At 63.8% G+C, this 17217-nt stretch carries 13 protein-coding genes; 4 read left to right on the top strand and 9 right to left on the bottom strand.

The features are described from left to right. Positions 1-17 precede the first annotated feature (17 nt). Together AC1TQG_RS17160 and AC1TQG_RS17155 are read right to left on the bottom strand one after the other, a co-directional pair. Positions 18-815 (bottom strand): Fpg/Nei family DNA glycosylase, encoded by a 798-nt coding sequence (locus AC1TQG_RS17160; RefSeq protein WP_482138914.1) that lies wholly within the window; start codon positions 813-815, stop codon positions 18-20. Positions 816-837: 22 nt separating this feature from the next. After that, positions 838-1305, bottom strand: a complete 468-nt coding sequence (locus AC1TQG_RS17155; protein ID WP_482138913.1) for a ribose-5-phosphate isomerase — start codon at positions 1303-1305, stop codon at positions 838-840. Between the two features lie 101 nt (positions 1306-1406). Here AC1TQG_RS17155 and AC1TQG_RS17150 point away from each other — a divergent pair, with 101 nt between their 5' ends. Beyond that, on the top strand, positions 1407-2423 hold the full coding sequence (locus AC1TQG_RS17150; protein ID WP_482138911.1) for a M48 family metallopeptidase: 1017 nt from the start codon (positions 1407-1409) through the stop codon (positions 2421-2423). Between the two features lie 19 nt (positions 2424-2442). Here the strand turns inward: AC1TQG_RS17150 and AC1TQG_RS17145 are convergent, their stop codons facing one another. Next, positions 2443-3054: a mycothiol-dependent nitroreductase Rv2466c family protein gene (locus tag AC1TQG_RS17145; RefSeq protein WP_482138909.1), complete on the bottom strand. Its 612-nt coding sequence runs from the start codon at positions 3052-3054 to the stop codon at positions 2443-2445. A gap of 172 nt (positions 3055-3226) precedes the next feature. On the opposite strand from AC1TQG_RS17145, the gene pepN reads away from it, so the two are divergent. Then, complete coding sequence (gene pepN / locus AC1TQG_RS17140) at positions 3227-5794, top strand: aminopeptidase N (RefSeq protein ID WP_482138907.1); 2568 nt, start codon at positions 3227-3229, stop codon at positions 5792-5794. A gap of 79 nt (positions 5795-5873) precedes the next feature. Here the strand turns inward: pepN and AC1TQG_RS17135 are convergent, their stop codons facing one another. From AC1TQG_RS17135 to AC1TQG_RS17125, 3 genes are all read right to left on the bottom strand, one after another. Then, a complete protein-coding gene (locus tag AC1TQG_RS17135) occupies positions 5874-6347 on the bottom strand; it encodes a DUF5130 family protein (RefSeq protein ID WP_482138905.1) in 474 nt (157 codons plus the stop codon). Continuing rightward, a complete protein-coding gene (gene ctaJ, locus AC1TQG_RS17130; RefSeq protein ID WP_482138903.1) occupies positions 6334-6585 on the bottom strand; it encodes an aa3-type cytochrome oxidase subunit CtaJ in 252 nt (83 codons plus the stop codon). The genes AC1TQG_RS17135 and ctaJ overlap by 14 nt, the downstream gene beginning before the upstream one ends. Positions 6586-6707: 122 nt before the next feature. After that, complete coding sequence (locus AC1TQG_RS17125) at positions 6708-7397, bottom strand: HNH endonuclease (RefSeq protein WP_482138901.1); 690 nt, start codon at positions 7395-7397, stop codon at positions 6708-6710. Between the two features lie 183 nt (positions 7398-7580). Between AC1TQG_RS17125 and AC1TQG_RS17120 the strand changes: the two genes are divergently transcribed. Together AC1TQG_RS17120 and AC1TQG_RS17115 are read left to right on the top strand one after the other, a co-directional pair. Then, positions 7581-7976, top strand: a complete 396-nt coding sequence (locus AC1TQG_RS17120) for a globin (RefSeq protein WP_482138900.1) — start codon at positions 7581-7583, stop codon at positions 7974-7976. 64 nt (positions 7977-8040) lie between these two features. Then, entirely contained in the window at positions 8041-9690 is a 1650-nt protein-coding gene (locus AC1TQG_RS17115) for a glycoside hydrolase family 13 protein (RefSeq protein ID WP_482138898.1), read from the top strand. A gap of 39 nt (positions 9691-9729) precedes the next feature. Here the strand turns inward: AC1TQG_RS17115 and AC1TQG_RS17110 are convergent, their stop codons facing one another. From AC1TQG_RS17110 to ettA, 3 genes are all read right to left on the bottom strand, one after another. Beyond that, positions 9730-10422, bottom strand: a complete 693-nt coding sequence (locus AC1TQG_RS17110; RefSeq protein ID WP_482138896.1) for a DUF8185 domain-containing protein — start codon at positions 10420-10422, stop codon at positions 9730-9732. After that, the gene (locus tag AC1TQG_RS17105; protein ID WP_482138894.1) at positions 10422-15236 is read right to left on the bottom strand and encodes an NAD-glutamate dehydrogenase; all 4815 of its coding nucleotides are present in this window, start codon (positions 15234-15236) and stop codon (positions 10422-10424) included. Before AC1TQG_RS17105 ends, AC1TQG_RS17110 begins: the two co-directional genes overlap by 1 nt. A gap of 87 nt (positions 15237-15323) precedes the next feature. Then, positions 15324-16997, bottom strand: a complete 1674-nt coding sequence (gene ettA, locus AC1TQG_RS17100) for an energy-dependent translational throttle protein EttA (protein WP_482138892.1) — start codon at positions 16995-16997, stop codon at positions 15324-15326. Between the last annotated feature and the right edge of the window lie 220 nt (positions 16998-17217).

The following is a 17217-nucleotide window of genomic DNA, read 5'->3' as shown; positions in this document are numbered from 1 at the left end:
TGCCGAGAATTCGGCTTTCAGTCGGCCTGACAGGTCGGGCACCAGTAGACCTTGCGGGCCACCATCTCCCCCATCAGGATCGGTGTCCCGCAGATTCGGCAGGGTTCACCGGTGCGGCGGTAGACATAGGTACGCGGCCGACCCGGACCGTACGCCGGAGCCCCGTGGTCATCGTCGGGTCGGACGACGTGCATCTTGCCGCGCCGCACACCGATTGCCATCAGCCCCACCAGATCCGACCACAATCCGTCCCATTCGGAACGGTCGATCCCGGTTCCGGGGCGGTGCGGATTGATCGACGCCCGGAACAGGACCTCCGCGCGGTAGACATTGCCCACGCCACACAGCACCTTTTGGTCCATCAGGAGTGCACCGATTGCCTTGCGGGATCGGGCTATCGCGGCCCAGGCGAGCTCGGGGTCGGCGTCCTTGCGTAGCGGGTCCGGACCGAGCCGCGCGGTGAGAGCCGTCAGATCCGCCGGGGTGTACAACTCGCAGGCGCTCGGACCCCGGAGGTCGGCGCCGTAGTTGTCGGATTCCATGCGCATCCGGACCTGGCCGACCGGTTCGGGGAGTGGTGCCGGGCCTTCGCTGAATCCTCCGTAGAGGCCCAGGTGCACGTGGACGATCTCGCCATTGCCGTAACGATGGATCAGATGCTTTCCCCAGGCCTCCGCGCGAACGAAGGTCTGCCCGTCGATGCGGCAGGCCCCGGAGGCAAAGCGTCCCTGCGGACTGCTGACCGCCACCTGTCGGCCGGCAAACTCGCGATGGTGGATCCGGGCCAGCCGGTGAAGCGTATGCCCTTCAGGCACAGCTTGTTTCGAAGTCTCGGCGCTACGGCAGCAGCGGCGGCACGCCGGTGCGCTCGTATTCCGAGAGGATGTCGATACGGCGCTGATGGCGCTCTTCACCCGACCACTCGGTGTTGATGAACGCGTCGACGATCGCCAGCGCCTCGGCCTGGCTGTGCATGCGGCCACCGATTCCGATGAGCTGGGCTTTGTTGTGCTGACGCGCCAACTGCGCGGTCTCGACGCTCCACGCCAGTGCGCAGCGAGCTCCGGGGACCTTGTTCGCGGCGATCTGTTCGCCGTTTCCGCTGCCACCGAGGACGATCCCCAGGCTGCCTTCGTCGGCGACGGTCCGCAGCGCGGCATCGACGCAGAAGGCGGGGTAGTCATCGAGAGCGTCGTATTCGTGCGCTCCGCAATCGATCACCTCGTGACCCGCAGAGGTCAGATGTTCGGCAATCTGGGCTTTGAGTTCGAATCCGGCATGGTCGCCACCTAGGTACACGCGCATACCACCAGTCTGACAGAGTGCCGTGGCGCGCCGGGCACCGACCGGAAATGCCCGGCCAAGGGCAGGGCATTTTGCGGCTCGGCAGCACTAGATTGATCAGGGTGTATCCCGACTCCCCTCCGCCCGCAGCGGCCTCACATTGGCTTACCCCGGCACCGTTCGCCGGACGCCCGCGACGGCATCCGTGGGAGATCCCGATCCTGGTCCTGGTTCTTGTTGTCGGACTCGGCGGCTACGTCGTGGTTGTGGTCCTGGTGGCACTGGGTTCCCTGAACACCTGGTTCCTGCTGATCCTGCTCGCACCGCTGCTGCTGTACCTGATCCGTGGCCTGACCTACGCGCTGCCGCGTGTCAACGGGGTCAAGATGAGCCCGACCCAGTTCCCCGAGGGCTATCAGATGGTGGTCGAATCGGCCCGCAGATTCGGGCTCGAATACGTCCCGGACGCCTACGTGGTTCTCGGCAACGGCACGATCAACGCGTTTGCGTCCGGCCACGGATTCCGCCGTTTTGTCGTCGTCTATTCGGACCTTTTCGAAATCGGCGGGCACGCCCGCAGTCCAGAAGCGTTGCGGTTCATCATCGGACACGAAGTCGGGCACATCGCTGCCGGGCACGTCTCGTACTGGCGTCAGCTCGGTTCGATCATCGGCCTGAACCTACCCGTGCTCGGCCAGGCACTGTCGCGGTCGATGGAGTACACCGCCGACAATCACGGCTACTACAACCAGCCATCCGGATCACCCGGCGCCATCGGGGTTTTGGCCGCAGGCAAATACATGCTGACCTCGGTCAGTTTCGACGAATTCGCAGATCGGGCAACGCTGGAGAAGGGCTTCTTCACCTGGCTGACCAACCTGCAGTCGACCCATCCGGTGCTGACCTGGCGAGCCGCGGCCCTGCGCGACCGATCCGGGCCGGGAAGGATGTTCTTCCGGCCGCGCCAGATCGTTCGCGGAATCGGTAGCGGCCACGTCCAGCTGGTGCTGCCGACCGGTCCGATGTCGATGCCGCCGACCGGGATGGTGCCGGTTTCTTCGATTCCACCGGCGCCACCGGTCGACCTGACCAAAGATCAGGCCGACCGCAAGCGCGAGGAGACCGAACCCGAGTACTGACCTCGGTTGAACTACCTGGTCAGTCGAACTGCGGGTCCTCGTTGCGAGACCGCTTGAGTTCGAAGAAGTGCGGGTAGCTCGACAGTGCCAATGCGCCGTCCCACACCTTTCCGGCCACCTCACCGCGCGGGATCCGGGACAGGACCGGTCCGAAGAAGGCCACGTCGTTGATGTGGATCGTGGGGGTGCCGACGTCATCGCCGACCTTGTCCATACCGGCGTGATGGCTCTTGCGGATCGCATCGTCGAAGGTGGTTTCGTCGGCGGCCTTGGCCAACTCGGCGGACAGTCCCACCTCTTTCAGAGCCAGCGGGATGACCTCGCCGAAGTCCTTGATGCCCTTGTTGTGGATGAGCGTTCCCATCGCGGTGTACAGCGGGGACAGGATTTCATCGCCATGTTCGGCCTGCGCGGCGGCGATCACGCGAACCGGGCGCCAGGCCTCCTTGAGGCCTTCGCGGTACTCCTCGGGGACGTCCTTGCCCTCGTTGAGCACGGCCAAGCTCATGATGTGGAAGTTCGTCTCGATGTCGCGCACCTTCTCGACCTCCAGAATCCAGCGGGAGGTGATCCAGCACCACGGGCACAGCGGGTCGAACCAGAAGTCAACGCGGTCAGTCGAGGCGGTCATGAGTTGGAGAACTCCTTCAGCAGTAGAACGTGGGCATGGTGCCGGTGGAACCATTGCATGATTCAACAACTCGCGCCGGTTCGCATTCCCTCCCGCACCGAACCAACGCAACTGTCCACGCAATACGGTAGTTGTGTAGCAACCGGCAAAATCTCTCCTGAAGCGAGGCAACGTGGCGGCACCAAATTTGACCCGAGATCTGGCGGGCCAACGCTCGGCGAACATCTCGGTCTCCAACTATGCGATCGATCTCGACCTCACCGACGGTTCGGGCAAACCCGGCGAGAAGACGTTCCGGTCGGCGGTGACCATCACCTTCACCGCCACGGCCGGTTCCTCATCGTTTGTCGATCTGATCGCGCAGACGCTTCACAGCGCCACCCTCAACGGTTCACCCGTGGACATCTCGGGTTACACCGAAGAGGACGGCCTGGCGCTGACCGACCTGGCCGACGACAACACCCTCGAGGTGGTCGCCGACTGCATCTATTCGCACACCGGCGAGGGCCTTCATCGCTTTGTCGACCCCACCGACGATGCGGTCTACCTGTACTCACAGTTCGAAACGGCCGACGCAAAAAGGATGTTCGCCTGTTTCGATCAGCCGGACATGAAAGCCACCTTCGACGTCACCGTCACCGCACCGACGGACTGGAAGGTGATCTCCAACGGCGCCGGCACCGAAACCGCCCCCGGCAAGCACACTTTCGCCACCACCCCGTTGCTGAGTACCTATCTGGTGGCGTTGATCGCGGGCCCCTACGCGGTCTGGACCGACAGCTACACCGACGAGCACGGCACCATCGACCTCGGCATCTTCTGCCGCTCGTCACTTGCCGAGTTCATGGACGATGATCGGCTGTTCACCGAGACCAAGCAGGGTTTCGAGTTCTACCACAAGAACTTTGGCATCCCGTACGCGTTCGGCAAGTACGACCAGCTCTTCGTCCCTGAGTTCAATGCCGGTGCCATGGAGAACGCGGGTGCGGTGACGTTCCTCGAGGACTACGTCTTCCGGTCCAAGGTCACCAAGTACCTGTACGAACGCCGTGCCGAAACCGTGCTGCACGAGATGGCGCACATGTGGTTCGGCGACCTCGTCACCATGCAGTGGTGGGATGACCTGTGGCTCAACGAGTCCTTCGCCACGTTCGCCTCGGTGCTGTGCCAGTCGGAGGCCACCGAATACAAGAACGCCTGGACGACATTCGCCAATGTCGAGAAGTCCTGGGCATATCGGCAGGATCAACTCCCGTCCACCCACCCGGTGGCGGCCGACATCCCCGACATCGCGGCCGTGGAGGTCAACTTCGACGGGATCACCTATGCCAAGGGCGCTTCGGTACTCAAGCAGCTGGTTGCATACGTCGGCCTCGAGGAGTTCTTGTCCGGATTGCGTGACTACTTCCAGGCGCACAAGTTCGGCAACGCCACCTTCGCCGATCTCCTGGGTGCTCTCGAGAAGTCTTCGGGCCGCGACCTGTCGGACTGGGGTTCTCAGTGGCTCAAGACCACCGGTATCAACGTCATCCGGCCGGATTTCGACCTCGACGAATCCGGCGCTTTCACCCGCTTCGACATCCTGCAGGATGGTGCGGCACCCGGGGCGGGCGAGACCCGTACCCACCGCCTCGCAGTCGGCGTCTACGACGATGTGGACGGAAAGCTGGTCCGCACCAAACGAGTTGAGCTCGATGTCACCGGTGAACGTACCGCGGTTTCCGAGTTGGTCGGGGTCGATCGGGGTCAGCTGATCCTGCTGAACGATGACGACCTGACGTACTGCTCGGTCCGCCTGGACCCCGATTCGCTGGCCACGGCAACCACTCGGCTCGCCGACATCAGCGAGCCCATGCCCCGCACCCTGGTGTGGTCGGCTGCCTGGGAGATGACCCGGCAGGCCGAGATGCGCGCCCGTGAGTTCGCCGCATTGGTGGAGCAGGGTATCGGTACCGAAACCGAGATCGGTGTCGTCCAGCGAGTCCTTATGCAGGCTCAGACCGCAATCGACGGCTACGCCGATCCGGAGTGGGCAACCAAAGTGGGGTGGCCGCGTTTCAGTGCCCGCTTGCTCGAGCTCGCCCGGGCGGCGCAGCCCGGCTCCGATCATCAGCTCGCCTTTGTCAACACTCTGCTCTCCGGCGTACTCGCCCCGCAGCAGACCAGTGTTGTTCGCGCACTGCTCGATTCCGATCCCGCCGACCAGGGTCTGGCCGGACTGACGGTCGACACCGACCTGCGGTGGTCGATCGTGCAGGCTCTGGCGACCGCCGGTGCCATCGACACCGACCCGGCCTCCAGCCCGGTGATCGACGCCGAACTCGCCCGCGACAACACCTCCGCGGGCAGCAGGCAGGCCGCCAAGGCACGGGCATCACGTCCGCTGGCGGAGGCAAAGGCAGACGCCTGGGCCCAGGCAACCGAAGATGACACCCTGTCGAACACTCTGGGACGCTCGATCATCGCCGGCTTCGCCCGACCAGGTCAGAGTGCACTCCTGGCGCCCTACACCGCGAAGTACTTCGAGATCGCCCCGCAGGTGTGGGAACGTCGTTCGAGCGAGGTCGCCCAGACCGTGGTGGTCGGGCTGTATCCGAACTGGGCAGTCGACGAGGACGCTCTGGCCCTGGCCGACGAACTGCTGGCCGGAGATCATCCGCCTGCACTGCGCCGGTTGATCTCCGAAGGCCGCGACACCGTGGCGCGGACGCTGCGGGCCCGCACCTTCGACAAGAGCTAGACACGAACACAAAAGGGCGGGACAACCGAAAGGTTGTCCCGCCCCTTTGTTGGTTCAGGCGTGTTTGTTCAGATTCGGGTCAGCGAACCGTGACTGCCGCGGCCATGACCCGGATCGCGGAGATCAGTCCGTCGACGAGGTCACCGGACCGGATGCCCGCGATTGCTGCGGTGACCCCGAGCTGGGCCACCCGATCGTTGAGGCGTGCGGCAACCTCTTTGCCGGAGACGACCACGACGTCCTTGGTGTTCGGCGAGACCGCGATCAGTGCGGCGTGCTCAGGCTCAGGCGCGTTCGGCAGGATCGCCGCGGCGCCCGCGACAGCGTCGTCGCCCAGGTCTCCGATGTACACCGAGAAACGGATGGCCGTCTCATCGGTTGCATCGAACAACGCCTCGTCCAGTGCCACCAGTTCGTCGGTCTTGAACGGCGGCGTGGAAGGCACGTCCGTCGGGAAACGAGCTGCTGAGACCCGACCACTGAGGGTCAGGGCCGAGCCCATGGGGAGCGATTCGGGATCGACAGTTGACTTGACCACATCACCACTTGCCACTTGCCGAGCCTCCGATCAAATCGTCCGTGCCATGCCCGTGATACAGCGGGGCCACAGGTGCTGCCTCAGTTGCGCTGAGCAGCAACGGTCCGTGCTCCCACTTCTGGTCGATTGTGTAGAACTTCACCTTCGGGTACTTGACACCGTTGGTGAACACCAACGCTCCAACAACCATCACCACAGAAATGATAGTGATGATGATGGTCGGCATGCCGACCGCCACAATCAGGTCTTCCATCGTTCCGCCCTTCAGAACCGCTCGACTCTTGTGTCAAAACTTAGCCGACGGCACCGGCGGTTGCTTCGCCGAGGTCGCCCGGCGCGTCGGAAGACGGTACTCCGATGCCGCACAGATCCGGCTCAGGCCGCACCCACATCCAGATACCTCGACCACGACGGATCGAAATCCTTCACCGTCGCCAGCAGTCGCCAGTGCCGCCCCTTCGGCGCGGTCAGCGTGACCTTGAGTGTCCAGCCGAGCTCCGAGAGCAGGCGGTCGGCTTTCTTGTGGTTGCAGGACGCGCAGCAGGCAACGCAGTTGTCCCAGGTGTGGGTTCCGCCGCGACTGCGCGGCACCACATGGTCGATCGTGTCGGCTTTGCCACCGCAGTAACCGCAGCGCGTACGGTCGCGCTGCATCAGTGCGGCCCTCGTCATGGGGATGACCGCGCGATACGGAACCCGCACGTACGTCCGCAGCCTGATCACCGACGGCACGGCTATCGCCATCTCCGCCGAATGAATGAGCGGGCCGGCGCCGTCCTCGTGGATGACATCGGCCCGCTCACGGAGCACCAACACAATTGCCCTGCGTATCGAGATCGCGGCAAGTGGCTCGTAGGTCGCATTCAGGAGCAGCACGCGGTGCTTGCCCCAGCGCGAATTTGTTCCGCCCCCTGGCGGCACACCGATCGCGTCGACGGAGCGGGGTCCGGTGTCCAGCGTGGACACGCTTGCCTCACCGCGCGATCTCACGCGTCCATCAGTTGTGGTCGAGCCGCGGTCATACCCCGCGTGACCCTTCTTACGCTGCACCTTCGTCCGCGACATCTAACCTCCCGGCCAAACAACCGACCTCGATGGGAACGATTCAGTTCAACACGGATGCCGAACAAATGCGAGGCAAATTGCAGGTCGCCCGCGGTCAGCTGTGTGAACACTGGATGTCCGGGCCCGAACCTGCGGACGGGCGGCGCCAACGCCGATGTGCTCACCGGGTGGAAGAATGGGGCCGTGACTACTTCTCCGCAGACGTTTTACGAGGCAGTGGGCGGCGAACAGACCTTTGCCGACCTCACTGGCCGTTTCTACGAGGAAGTCGCGAAGGACGAGATCCTGCGACCGCTCTACCCCGAGGAAGACCTCGCTCCTGCCGAGCGACGTATGCGCATGTTCCTGGTGCAGTACTGGGGAGGACCTCGGACGTATTCGGATGAACGCGGCCACCCGAGACTGCGGATGCGGCACAACCCCTTCCGGATCGGTCCCATCGAGAAGGCGGCGTGGCTGCGGTGCATGTACATCGCGATCGGGTCGATCGACTCGGCGCGTCTGGACGACAGCCATCGACAGGCCTTGACCGACTACGTCGAGATGGCGGCCGACTCGATGATGAACTCCCCGATATGACGCCGAGACCTGCCACGGCGACGTGACCGTGACGTTCGGTAGGTCGTGAGGCAAGATAAATCACGTGAGTGACGAGACAAAAGATCTTTCCGAGGCCGCGAGCAATGCTTCGGCTGAAGATCACACGCCGGCCGACCCCGGATTTCCCCGGTGGTGGCAGAACGCGATCTTCTATCAGATCTACCCCCGCTCCTTCTCCGACGACAACGGCGACGGCGTCGGTGACATCCCCGGCGTGATCGACAAGCTGGGCTACCTGGAACTGATCGGTGTCGATGCCATCTGGCTCAGCCCGGTGATGAAGTCCCCGATGGCCGACCACGGGTACGACGTCTCGGACCCACGCGACATCGATGAACTGTTCGGCGGTCTCGAGGCGTTGGACAACCTCATCCGCGAAGCTCACGAACGCAACATCAAAGTCACCATGGACCTTGTCCCCAACCACACCAGCGATCAGCACGCCTGGTTCATCGAGGCACTCGCCTCTGAGCCCGGCAGCGCGGCCCGCGAGCGATACATCTTCCGCGACGGGCGCGGAGAGGACGGCAGCGAACCGCCCAACAACTGGAGCAGTGTCTTCGGCGGTCCGGCCTGGACCAGGGTCACCGAACCGAATGGTGAACCGGGCCAGTGGTTTCTGCACATCTTCGCCCCCGAACAGCCGGACCTGAACTGGGAGAATCCCGAGGTCTTCGCCGACCTCGAGAAGACTTTGAGGTTCTGGCTCGACCGCGGTGTCGACGGATTCCGGATCGACGTCGCCCACGGAATGGCCAAGCCCGAAGGGCTACCCGACATGGATCTCGAGGACGTCGGCCTGCTCAGCAACGCCGATGACGATCCGCGGTTCAACAACCCGGGTGTCCACGACATCCATCGTCAGATCCGTGCGGTGCTCGACGACTACCCCGACGCGATGACCGTCGGCGAGATCTGGGTGCAGGACAACGAACGCTTCGCCGAATACGTGCGCCCCGACGAACTCCACCTGGGATTCAATTTCCGACTCGCCAAGATTCCCTTCGAGTCCGAAGCTGTCCGCGCTGCGATCGAGCATTCGCTGGAGGCAGTCGCGTACGTCTCGGGCACCCCGACCTGGACGCTCTCGAACCACGACGTCGAGCGCGAGGTCACCCGCTACGCGTCCGACGACTCACCGCAGGCCGGTATCGACCGCGCCCGGGCGATGATCCTGGTCGAACTCGCTCTACCCGGCGCGGTGTTCATCTACAACGGTGCCGAACTCGGACTGCCCAATGTCGACCTGCCTGACGAGGTGCTGCAGGATCCGGTCTGGGAGCGGTCGGGACACACCGAACGCGGCCGCGATGGCTGCCGCGTACCGCTGCCCTGGGAGGGCACTGCTCCCCCGTTCGCGTTCTCGAGCAACCCGGACACGTGGTTGCCGATACCCGCGGAGTGGGCGGCGCTGACCGTCGAGAACCAACTCGAAGACCTGACCTCGACGCTGTCGCTGTATCGGCAGGCGATCGAGTTCCGCAAGACTCGTCCGGAGTTCGCCGGGGAGGCCATCGAGTGGTACGGCGCCCCGACCGGATGCCTGGCATTCCGCCGATCGCTCGGCAGGTTGGTCTGTGCCCTCAACGCAGGCGAGGAACCGATCGGGTTGCCTCCGGGTGAGGTGCTTCTCTCCAGCGCGCCGCTGGTCGATGGCCAACTCCCACCCAATGCGGCGGCCTGGCTCGTCTGACCACACTGACGGCCCGGCCGCCCGCGCGGCCGGGCACCGCTAGTTGACCGACAGCCCCAAAGGCATGGTTCGGCGCTGATGGACCGATCCGAATCTGGCGTCGAGTCGTGCCCACACGGCGGTGGTCCGGACCCGGACCATTTCCGCGTCGTCGATGTCTTCGATGGGCGATGTCTCGGTGACATCGCGGTTGTCGGCCTGTCGCACGAAGCCCATGGCCGTCAGCGCAAAAACCGATCGCATCGACACCCCGACGACCTGATCTGATGACTCCGACGACACGTCGACCACCTGCTGATCGAGCAGCGAGGTCGGCGGTCCGTGGCCGCTGCCCTGTGTGCGCGCGACCTCGGCTCCGGTCCGGGACAGTTGCACCAGCACCCGCGCAGGTATGTCGTCGATGTGGGTGAATCCGTCGGTGGAAGGCAACGCACCGCGCCAGGCGCTGTCGAGGGCGAACCCGGTGTCGACGGTCGTCACCGCAGGGTCGTCTTTGGTCGCCCGCAACACATTTCGCAGCTCGGACGCCCCACACACCACGTCGTCACCGGACATCGAACCGGCCACAACACGGCTGGCCAGGACATCGAATCCGGTGTTGACCCAGACGCCGAGCAAACCATCCCCACGCCGTTTGATCCGGATCACGGCGACGTCGTCTGCTCGCAGGGCGCGGCCGGCAAAAGCCGCGAGATCAATCCGGTCACGGGCGGACAGTGTCAAATCGGCCATCAGCGGATGATGCTCCTCAATTGTCGAGCTGCGACCGACAGGGTTGCCAGATCGAGGTTTCCACTCTCAGAGATGTCTGAGAGTGTCGCGCGGACCCTGGACAGCCTCGAGGTGTTGTGCAGTTCCCACTCGGCTATCTTCTCGTCCGCCGATTCATCGGGCTCACCGGCGTCCAGAATCACCAGACACAGCGATCGCAGCGCCTGGTGCAGATCGTCGCGCAATGCCAGGCGCGCCAACGAGTGCCAACGGTCGATGCGGTCGAGATCGGAGACCGCGCTGAGCAGTTCCTCCACCCCGAGGTGGTCCATCAGCGCGAAGTACAGGTCGCCGACCTCCACCGGGTCGCGGTCGGAGATCTCGGCGGCATCGATGATGTCGAGGAGGCAGAACCGGTGAAGGCTCAGTGCGACGGCCTGCGCGACATCCTCGGGGACACCGTCACCGACCAGGCGTGCGGCGTGATCGTCGACAATGCTCGCCGACGCACCACGTAGCCAACCGGGCACACGCGGTGACAGCTCGGCGACCAGTTCGCCGTATCGGGTGACCTCAGCGGCCATCGCCAACGGTTGTGGCCGCCCGGCGATCATCCACCGGGACGCCCGGAACAACAGCCGGCGGGTGTAGACGATCATCGCGTCGGTGGCCGGTACCGGACACGGGGCCGCGGCGATCGCCCACCACAGTGCGTGCAAGCCGAAGACCTCGGTCACCACCTGATAGGACCGCACCACGTCGACCGGCTCGCCGCCGCTGCCCTCGCAGAGGCGGAAGACGTGCGTGATGCCGCCGTTGTCCACCAGATCGTTCACCACCGTGGTGGTAACGATCTCTCGGCGCAGCTGATGGGTCGCGATCCCCTCGGCGAAGCGTTCCCGCAACGCGGCCGGGAAGTAGGCGCTCAGGCGTGACGAGAACACATCGTTGTCGGGCAGTTCGCCCGCGAGCATGTCGGCCTTCAGCAGGAGCTTGACGTGGGCCATCACGGTGGCCAGTTCGGGCGAGGTCAAACCGTGACGGCCGGTGGCATTTCCGCGTTTGGCCAATTCGTCCGGACGGGGCAGCGCCTCCAATCGCAGGTCGACGCCGCGCCCCGCCATCTCCTTGAGCAACCGCCGGTAGACCTCTGCCGTCTCGTCGGCACTGGCCCGGCTGGTACCGAGTTCGGCGTTCTGCGAGACGTTGTCGGCCAACACCAGATCCCCCACCTCGGTCGTCATCGACTCGAGCAGTGGGTTTCGCTGGGCAGCAGGCAGTTCGCCCGTCGAGACCTGGGAATCGAGCAGGATCTTGATGTTGACCTCATGGTCGGAACAGTCGACACCGGCAGAGTTGTCCATCGCGTCGGTGTTGACCCGGCCACCGCCGAGTGCGAACTCGATACGCCCGAGTTCCGTCAGCCCGAGGTTGCCGCCTTCCCCGACGACCTTGGCGCGCAACTCGTTTCCGTTGACCCGGATGGTGTCGTTGGCCTTGTCGCCCACTTGTGCGTGGGACTGGGTGCTGGCCTTCACATAGGTCCCGATGCCACCGTTCCACAGCAGGTCAACAGGTGCGAGCAGGATCGCCCGGATGAGTTCTGGCGGGGACAGCGCCGTGACTTCTTCAGCCAGTCCCAGCGCGTCGGCGATCTGCGGGCTGATCGGTATCGACTTCTGATCGCGCGCCCACACTCCGCCGCCTTCGCTGATCAGGTCCGTGCGGTAGTCGGCCCACGAGGATCGCGGCAGGTCGAACAGACGTCGTCGTTCGACGAAGGACGCCGCGGTGTCGGGGTCCGGATCGATGAACACGTGCCGGTGATCAAATGCGGCGACAAGGCTGATGTGCTCGGACAACAGCATGCCGTTGCCGAACACATCGCCGCTCATGTCGCCGATTCCGACCACGGTGAAATCGACGGTCTGCGTATCGGAACCCATCTCCCGGAAATGCCGTTTCACCGCTTCCCAGGCACCCCGCGCGGTGATTCCCATGGCCTTGTGGTCGTATCCGGCCGAACCACCCGAGGCAAATGCATCGCCAAGCCAGAACTGGTACTGCCCGGCAACATCATTGGCGATATCGGAGAACGAGGCAGTCCCCTTGTCTGCGGCCACCACCAGGTACGGGTCGTCGCTGTCGCGTCGGACCACCTCGGGAGGCCCGACGATGTCTCCCGACTTCGCATCGATGTTGTCGGTGACATCGAGCAGTCCGGCGATGAATCGCCGATAACATTCGATGCCTTCGTTGCGGACCGCCTCTCGGTCGGCAGCGGCGTCTCCGGTCGGCAGCGGAGGACGCCTGACCACGAATCCACCTTTGGACCCGACCGGCACGATCACCGCATTCTTGACTGCCTGCGCCTTGACCAGACCCAGGACCTCGGTGCGGAAATCCTCCTGCCGATCGGACCAGCGCAGACCACCGCGCGCAACGGATCCGAATCTCAGGTGCACGCCTTCGACGCGCGGCGAGTACACATAGATCTCGAACAACGGCCTGGGCAAAGGGGTTTGGGGAATCTCGCGCGGCCGGAGTTTGAAACTGAGGGTCTGGTGCTGCAATCCGGCTTGGTCGGTGCCGAAGTAGTTGGTGCGCACAGTGGCCGACAGTGCGGAGACATAAGCATTGACGATCCGGTCGACATCCATGCTGATGATGTCACCGATCGCCACGGATAGGCGTTCGAGGACCTCGTTGCGACGGTTTTCGTCGGCGCTCTCCGGATCGAAGGAGGCCCGAAAGAGTTCAACCAGCGACTTCGTGACCACTGCGTTGCTTCCGAGCACCGAAGCCACATGTGTTGTGCTGTAAGAACTCCCACATTGGCGCAGATAGCGGGCGTAGGCGCGCAGCATGGCCACCTCGTGCCACGTCAGACCACATCGGAAGATCAGTTCGTTGAAGTTGTCGACCGCGGCGTCGCCACGCCAGATCTGCGAGAACGCCTCGGTGAAACGATGTTCGACGTCGGCGACATTCTGCTCGTCAACCGTCATCCCGTCGGCCAGTGAGAGCCCGAACTCGTACACGAAACAACGATGACCGTCCTGGCGCTCGATCTCGAGAGGACGTTCGTCGAGGACGTTGACGCCCAGGCTGTGCAAGACCGGAAGGATCTCCGTCAAGGTCGCCGGGCGTCCGCACAGATAGAACGCGAAACGCCAGTCCTGACCACTGCGCTCGGCATCATCGGCAGGCCGGTACAGCCGAACGTAGAAGTCGCCATCTCCGAGGGAGTCGACTATCGCGATGTCGACGTAGGCCTCCGCCGGGCTCCGCACGTCTTTGTAACTGTCGGGCAAGGTCGCGGCGTAGAACGCGATCTCGTCGAGATCCCCGGCATCGCCAGCGGCAACTTCACGTAGCAATTCGTCCCAGCCACGCGCCGCCTCGACCATCTTGTCCTGCAACGCAATCTGTTCCGGCGTGCCCACCGCGAGGCTGCCGAGTGCACGGCAATCCCGCGCTCGGACCCGCATCACCACGTGCAACTGTGCCAATGCGGATTCACTGACCCGAGCGGTGTATTCCAGATGCCCGCCTCCGAGTTCGTCGAGCAGCAGTTTCTGCAATGTCTCGCGCAGCCGGGTGGTGTAGCGGTCTCGTGGCAGATAAACCAGCGCAGAAACGATCTCGCCCGCGGGATCAGGGCGCAGGAAAACCCGTATCTGTCGATTCGGTACGGCCTCGAGGACCGCCGACAGCGTCCGGGCGAGTTCATCGGCAGACATCGAGAACAGTTCGGTGCGTGGCAGGGTCTGCATCAGCTCGAGCATTGCCATGCCGTTGAAAGAGCTGGGATCGAACTTTGCCTTGGCCAGCACGTCGCCGACCTTGGAGTCGATCACCGGGATCGCCAGGACGTTCTCGTGCAGCGCCGTCGACGTGAAGGTCCCGACGAAAACGTGATCCCCTTTTCGGGTGCCATCGGTGTCGTAGTCGGCGACCGTGATCAGGGTGGGAAAGTTCGATCGCTGGATACGCGTCGGAAGGTAGAGCTGTTGCACCGTCACCGGACCGGCGCCGGGATCGATTCTGTGCGCCGAGGTATCGCCCCGCCAGATGCCCAAACCCGTCTCGGGTTCGGTAGTCCGGTCGCCGGCAGTTCCTACGCAGTGCACGTAGCCGTAAGCCGAAAAATGTTGCTCGGCGAGCCAACCGAGCATCTGGGCATGGTCCGATGCCGTCGCGCGGTCGATACCGTCCGGCACGTCTGCGGTCGTATACGAACCGAATACGTCGGCAAGGCGCCCGATCAGACCGATCATGGCGGCTCGATCGCGATTGACGTCGCGGATCCGGCCGACGACCGTGTCCAGCTCTGCCCGCACTCGTTCGAGATCGATCGTCGACGTGGTCGGCGTCGCCTCGACGTAGATCCACGACTCGGTGATCCGGCCACGGCCGGCGACGTCGCCGGAAGCCTCGGACCCGTCGACTTCCAGCAACACACCGTCCTCGTCACGGACAACCGGAAGAATTGGGTGATCGATGCGGACGACCATCAGATCGGCCGCCTCGATACCGGCCACCACCGACTCGACCAGCAGCGGCATGTCGTCGGCAACCATTGCGATCAACACCGACCCGCCGTCGTGGTCGATGTCGATGACCGCTGTGCCCGGTGACCTGATGTGCCCCAGCCCCAGATGCCGGAAGAGCTGGGATCGTTGTGCCGATCCCAGCTCTTCCCAGGTCTTCTGCCGACGGGTGCCCGGTCCGTGAAAGTACCCACTGATTGCTTCTCCCAGCAGGGCTTTCACAGATGCCGGTAGATCCTCGGACGGGGTGTCCGCAAAATCAGACTGCGTCGATCCGACCATTACCGTCACACTCCAGTTGATCGGTCTCCCCCGGGATCTCCGAGGGTCTGCCTTCAAATGTAGTGATCGCCGGCGGCCGGCGAATTGCTAATCACGTGTCAGCTTGCGGTGTGTCACAGAATGCGGACGGGCAGCGTCGGCTCCGAGACGCTCGATCTTGTTGGCCTCGTACGCCTCGAAGTTGCCCTCGAACCAGAACCATTTGCCCTCTTCGACGTTGCCTTCCCACGCCAGGATGTGGGTACAGGTGCGGTCGAGGAACCAACGGTCGTGCGAGATGACCACAGCACAACCCGGGAACAATTCGAGCGCGTTCTCCAGCGAACCGAGGGTTTCGACGTCGAGGTCGTTGGTCGGCTCATCGAGCAGGATCAGGTTGCCGCCCTCTTTGAGGGTCAGCGCCAGGTTCAGGCGGTTGCGCTCACCACCGGAGAGCACCTCGGCGCGCTTCTGCTGGTCCGGTCCCTTGAACCCGAATGCGCTGACGTAGGCGCGCGACGGCATCTCGTTCTGGCCGACCGTGATGAAGTCCTGGCCATCGGAGACGACCTCCCAGACGTTCTTCTTCGGGTCGATGTTCGCGCGGTTCTGGTCGACGTAGCTGAGCTTGACCGTGTCGCCGACCTTGACCTCACCCGAATCGGGTTCTTCGAGTCCGACGATGGTCTTGAACAGAGTGGTCTTACCGACACCGTTGGGGCCGATGACGCCGACGATGCCGTTACGCGGCAGGGTGAACGACAGGTCCTTGATCAGCACCCGGCCGTCGAAACCCTTGTCGAGGTGGCTGACGTTGACAACCACATCACCGAGGCGCGGAGGCGTCGGGATCTGGATTTCCTCGAAGTCGAGCTTGCGCATCTTCTCGGCTTCGGTGGCCATCTCTTCGTATCGGCCGAGGCGGGCCTTGTTCTTGGTCTGGCGGGCCTTGGAGCCGGACCGCACCCAAGCCAGCTCCTCTTTGAGGCGCTTCTGCAGCTTCTGGTCTTTCTTGCCCTGAACCTCGAGCCTGGCGGCCTTCTTCTCCAGGTACGTCGAGTAGTTGCCCTCGTACGGGTGGAGCTTTCCGCGGTCGACCTCACAGATCCACTGCGCGACGTGATCGAGGAAGTACCGGTCGTGGGTCACGGCCAGCACAGCGCCCGGGTAAGACGCGAGGTACTGCTCGAGCCACAGGACACTCTCGGCGTCGAGGTGGTTGGTGGGCTCATCGAGGAGCAGCAGGTCGGGCTTCTGCAGCAGCAGCTTGCACAGTGCGACGCGACGACGCTCACCACCGGAGAGGTGGGTGACGGGCTCGTCCGCCGGCGGGCAGCGCAGCGCGTCCATCGCCTGTTCGAGCTGTGAGTCCAGGTCCCAGGCATCGCCGTGGTCGAGGGCTTCCTGCAGCTTGCCCATCTCTTCCATGAGCTCGTCCGAGTAGTCCGTTGCCATCAGTTCGGCGATCTCGTTGAACCGGTCGAGCTGTTCCTTGATCAGGCCCATGCCCTCTTCGACGTTCTGTCGAACAGTCTTTTCTTCGTTGAGCTTGGGTTCCTGCATGAGGATGCCGACGCTCGCGTCGGGGTCGAGGAATGCCTCGCCGTTGGACGGCTGATCGATGCCGGCCATGATCTTGAGGATCGACGACTTACCGGCACCGTTGGGCCCGACCACACCGATCTTCGCGCCCGGGTAGAACGACATGGTGACATCGTCGAGAATCACCTTGTCGCCGTGTGCTTTTCGCACTTTTTTCATTGTATAGATGAACTCTGGCATCTAGTGGCCTTCCTACCTGCTGTTTAGGGGTAATGGGCGTAGGGATTGCCCTTGTTCTGCCCTCCGCTGAGCCGGGTCAGTTCTCCGGGATGAGGCGTTGTCCGATTTGGACACGCTGCACACGGAGGTGAGCCAGCTTTGCACCCCACAACCCTATCCAATCGCCGAAGACACGTTCGCCCGCCACCGCGCAATCACGGTTGCCGGTGTCGCCCGTCAG

The sequence above is a fragment of the Williamsia sp. Y844 genome (genome assembly GCF_056786475.1).
Note: the sequence above shows the minus strand (reverse complement) of the source record. Positions and strands in the feature narration are given on the sequence as shown.

Excerpts from the sequence above, each read along its gene's own strand:
- AC1TQG_RS17110 (WP_482138896.1), bottom strand. The coding sequence starts at position 10,422 with ATGGCCGATTTGACACTGTCCGCCCGTGACCGGATTGATCTCGCGGCT.
- ctaJ (WP_482138903.1), bottom strand. The coding sequence starts at position 6,585 with ATGGAAGACCTGATTGTGGCGGTCGGCATGCCGACCATCATCATCACT.
- AC1TQG_RS17155 (WP_482138913.1), bottom strand. The coding sequence starts at position 1,305 with ATGCGCGTGTACCTAGGTGGCGACCATGCCGGATTCGAACTCAAAGCC.
- AC1TQG_RS17125 (WP_482138901.1), bottom strand. The coding sequence starts at position 7,397 with ATGTCGCGGACGAAGGTGCAGCGTAAGAAGGGTCACGCGGGGTATGAC.
- ettA (WP_482138892.1), bottom strand. The coding sequence starts at position 16,997 with ATGCCAGAGTTCATCTATACAATGAAAAAAGTGCGAAAAGCACACGGC.
- AC1TQG_RS17145 (WP_482138909.1), bottom strand. The coding sequence starts at position 3,054 with ATGACCGCCTCGACTGACCGCGTTGACTTCTGGTTCGACCCGCTGTGC.
- AC1TQG_RS17105 (WP_482138894.1), bottom strand. The coding sequence starts at position 15,236 with ATGGTCGGATCGACGCAGTCTGATTTTGCGGACACCCCGTCCGAGGAT.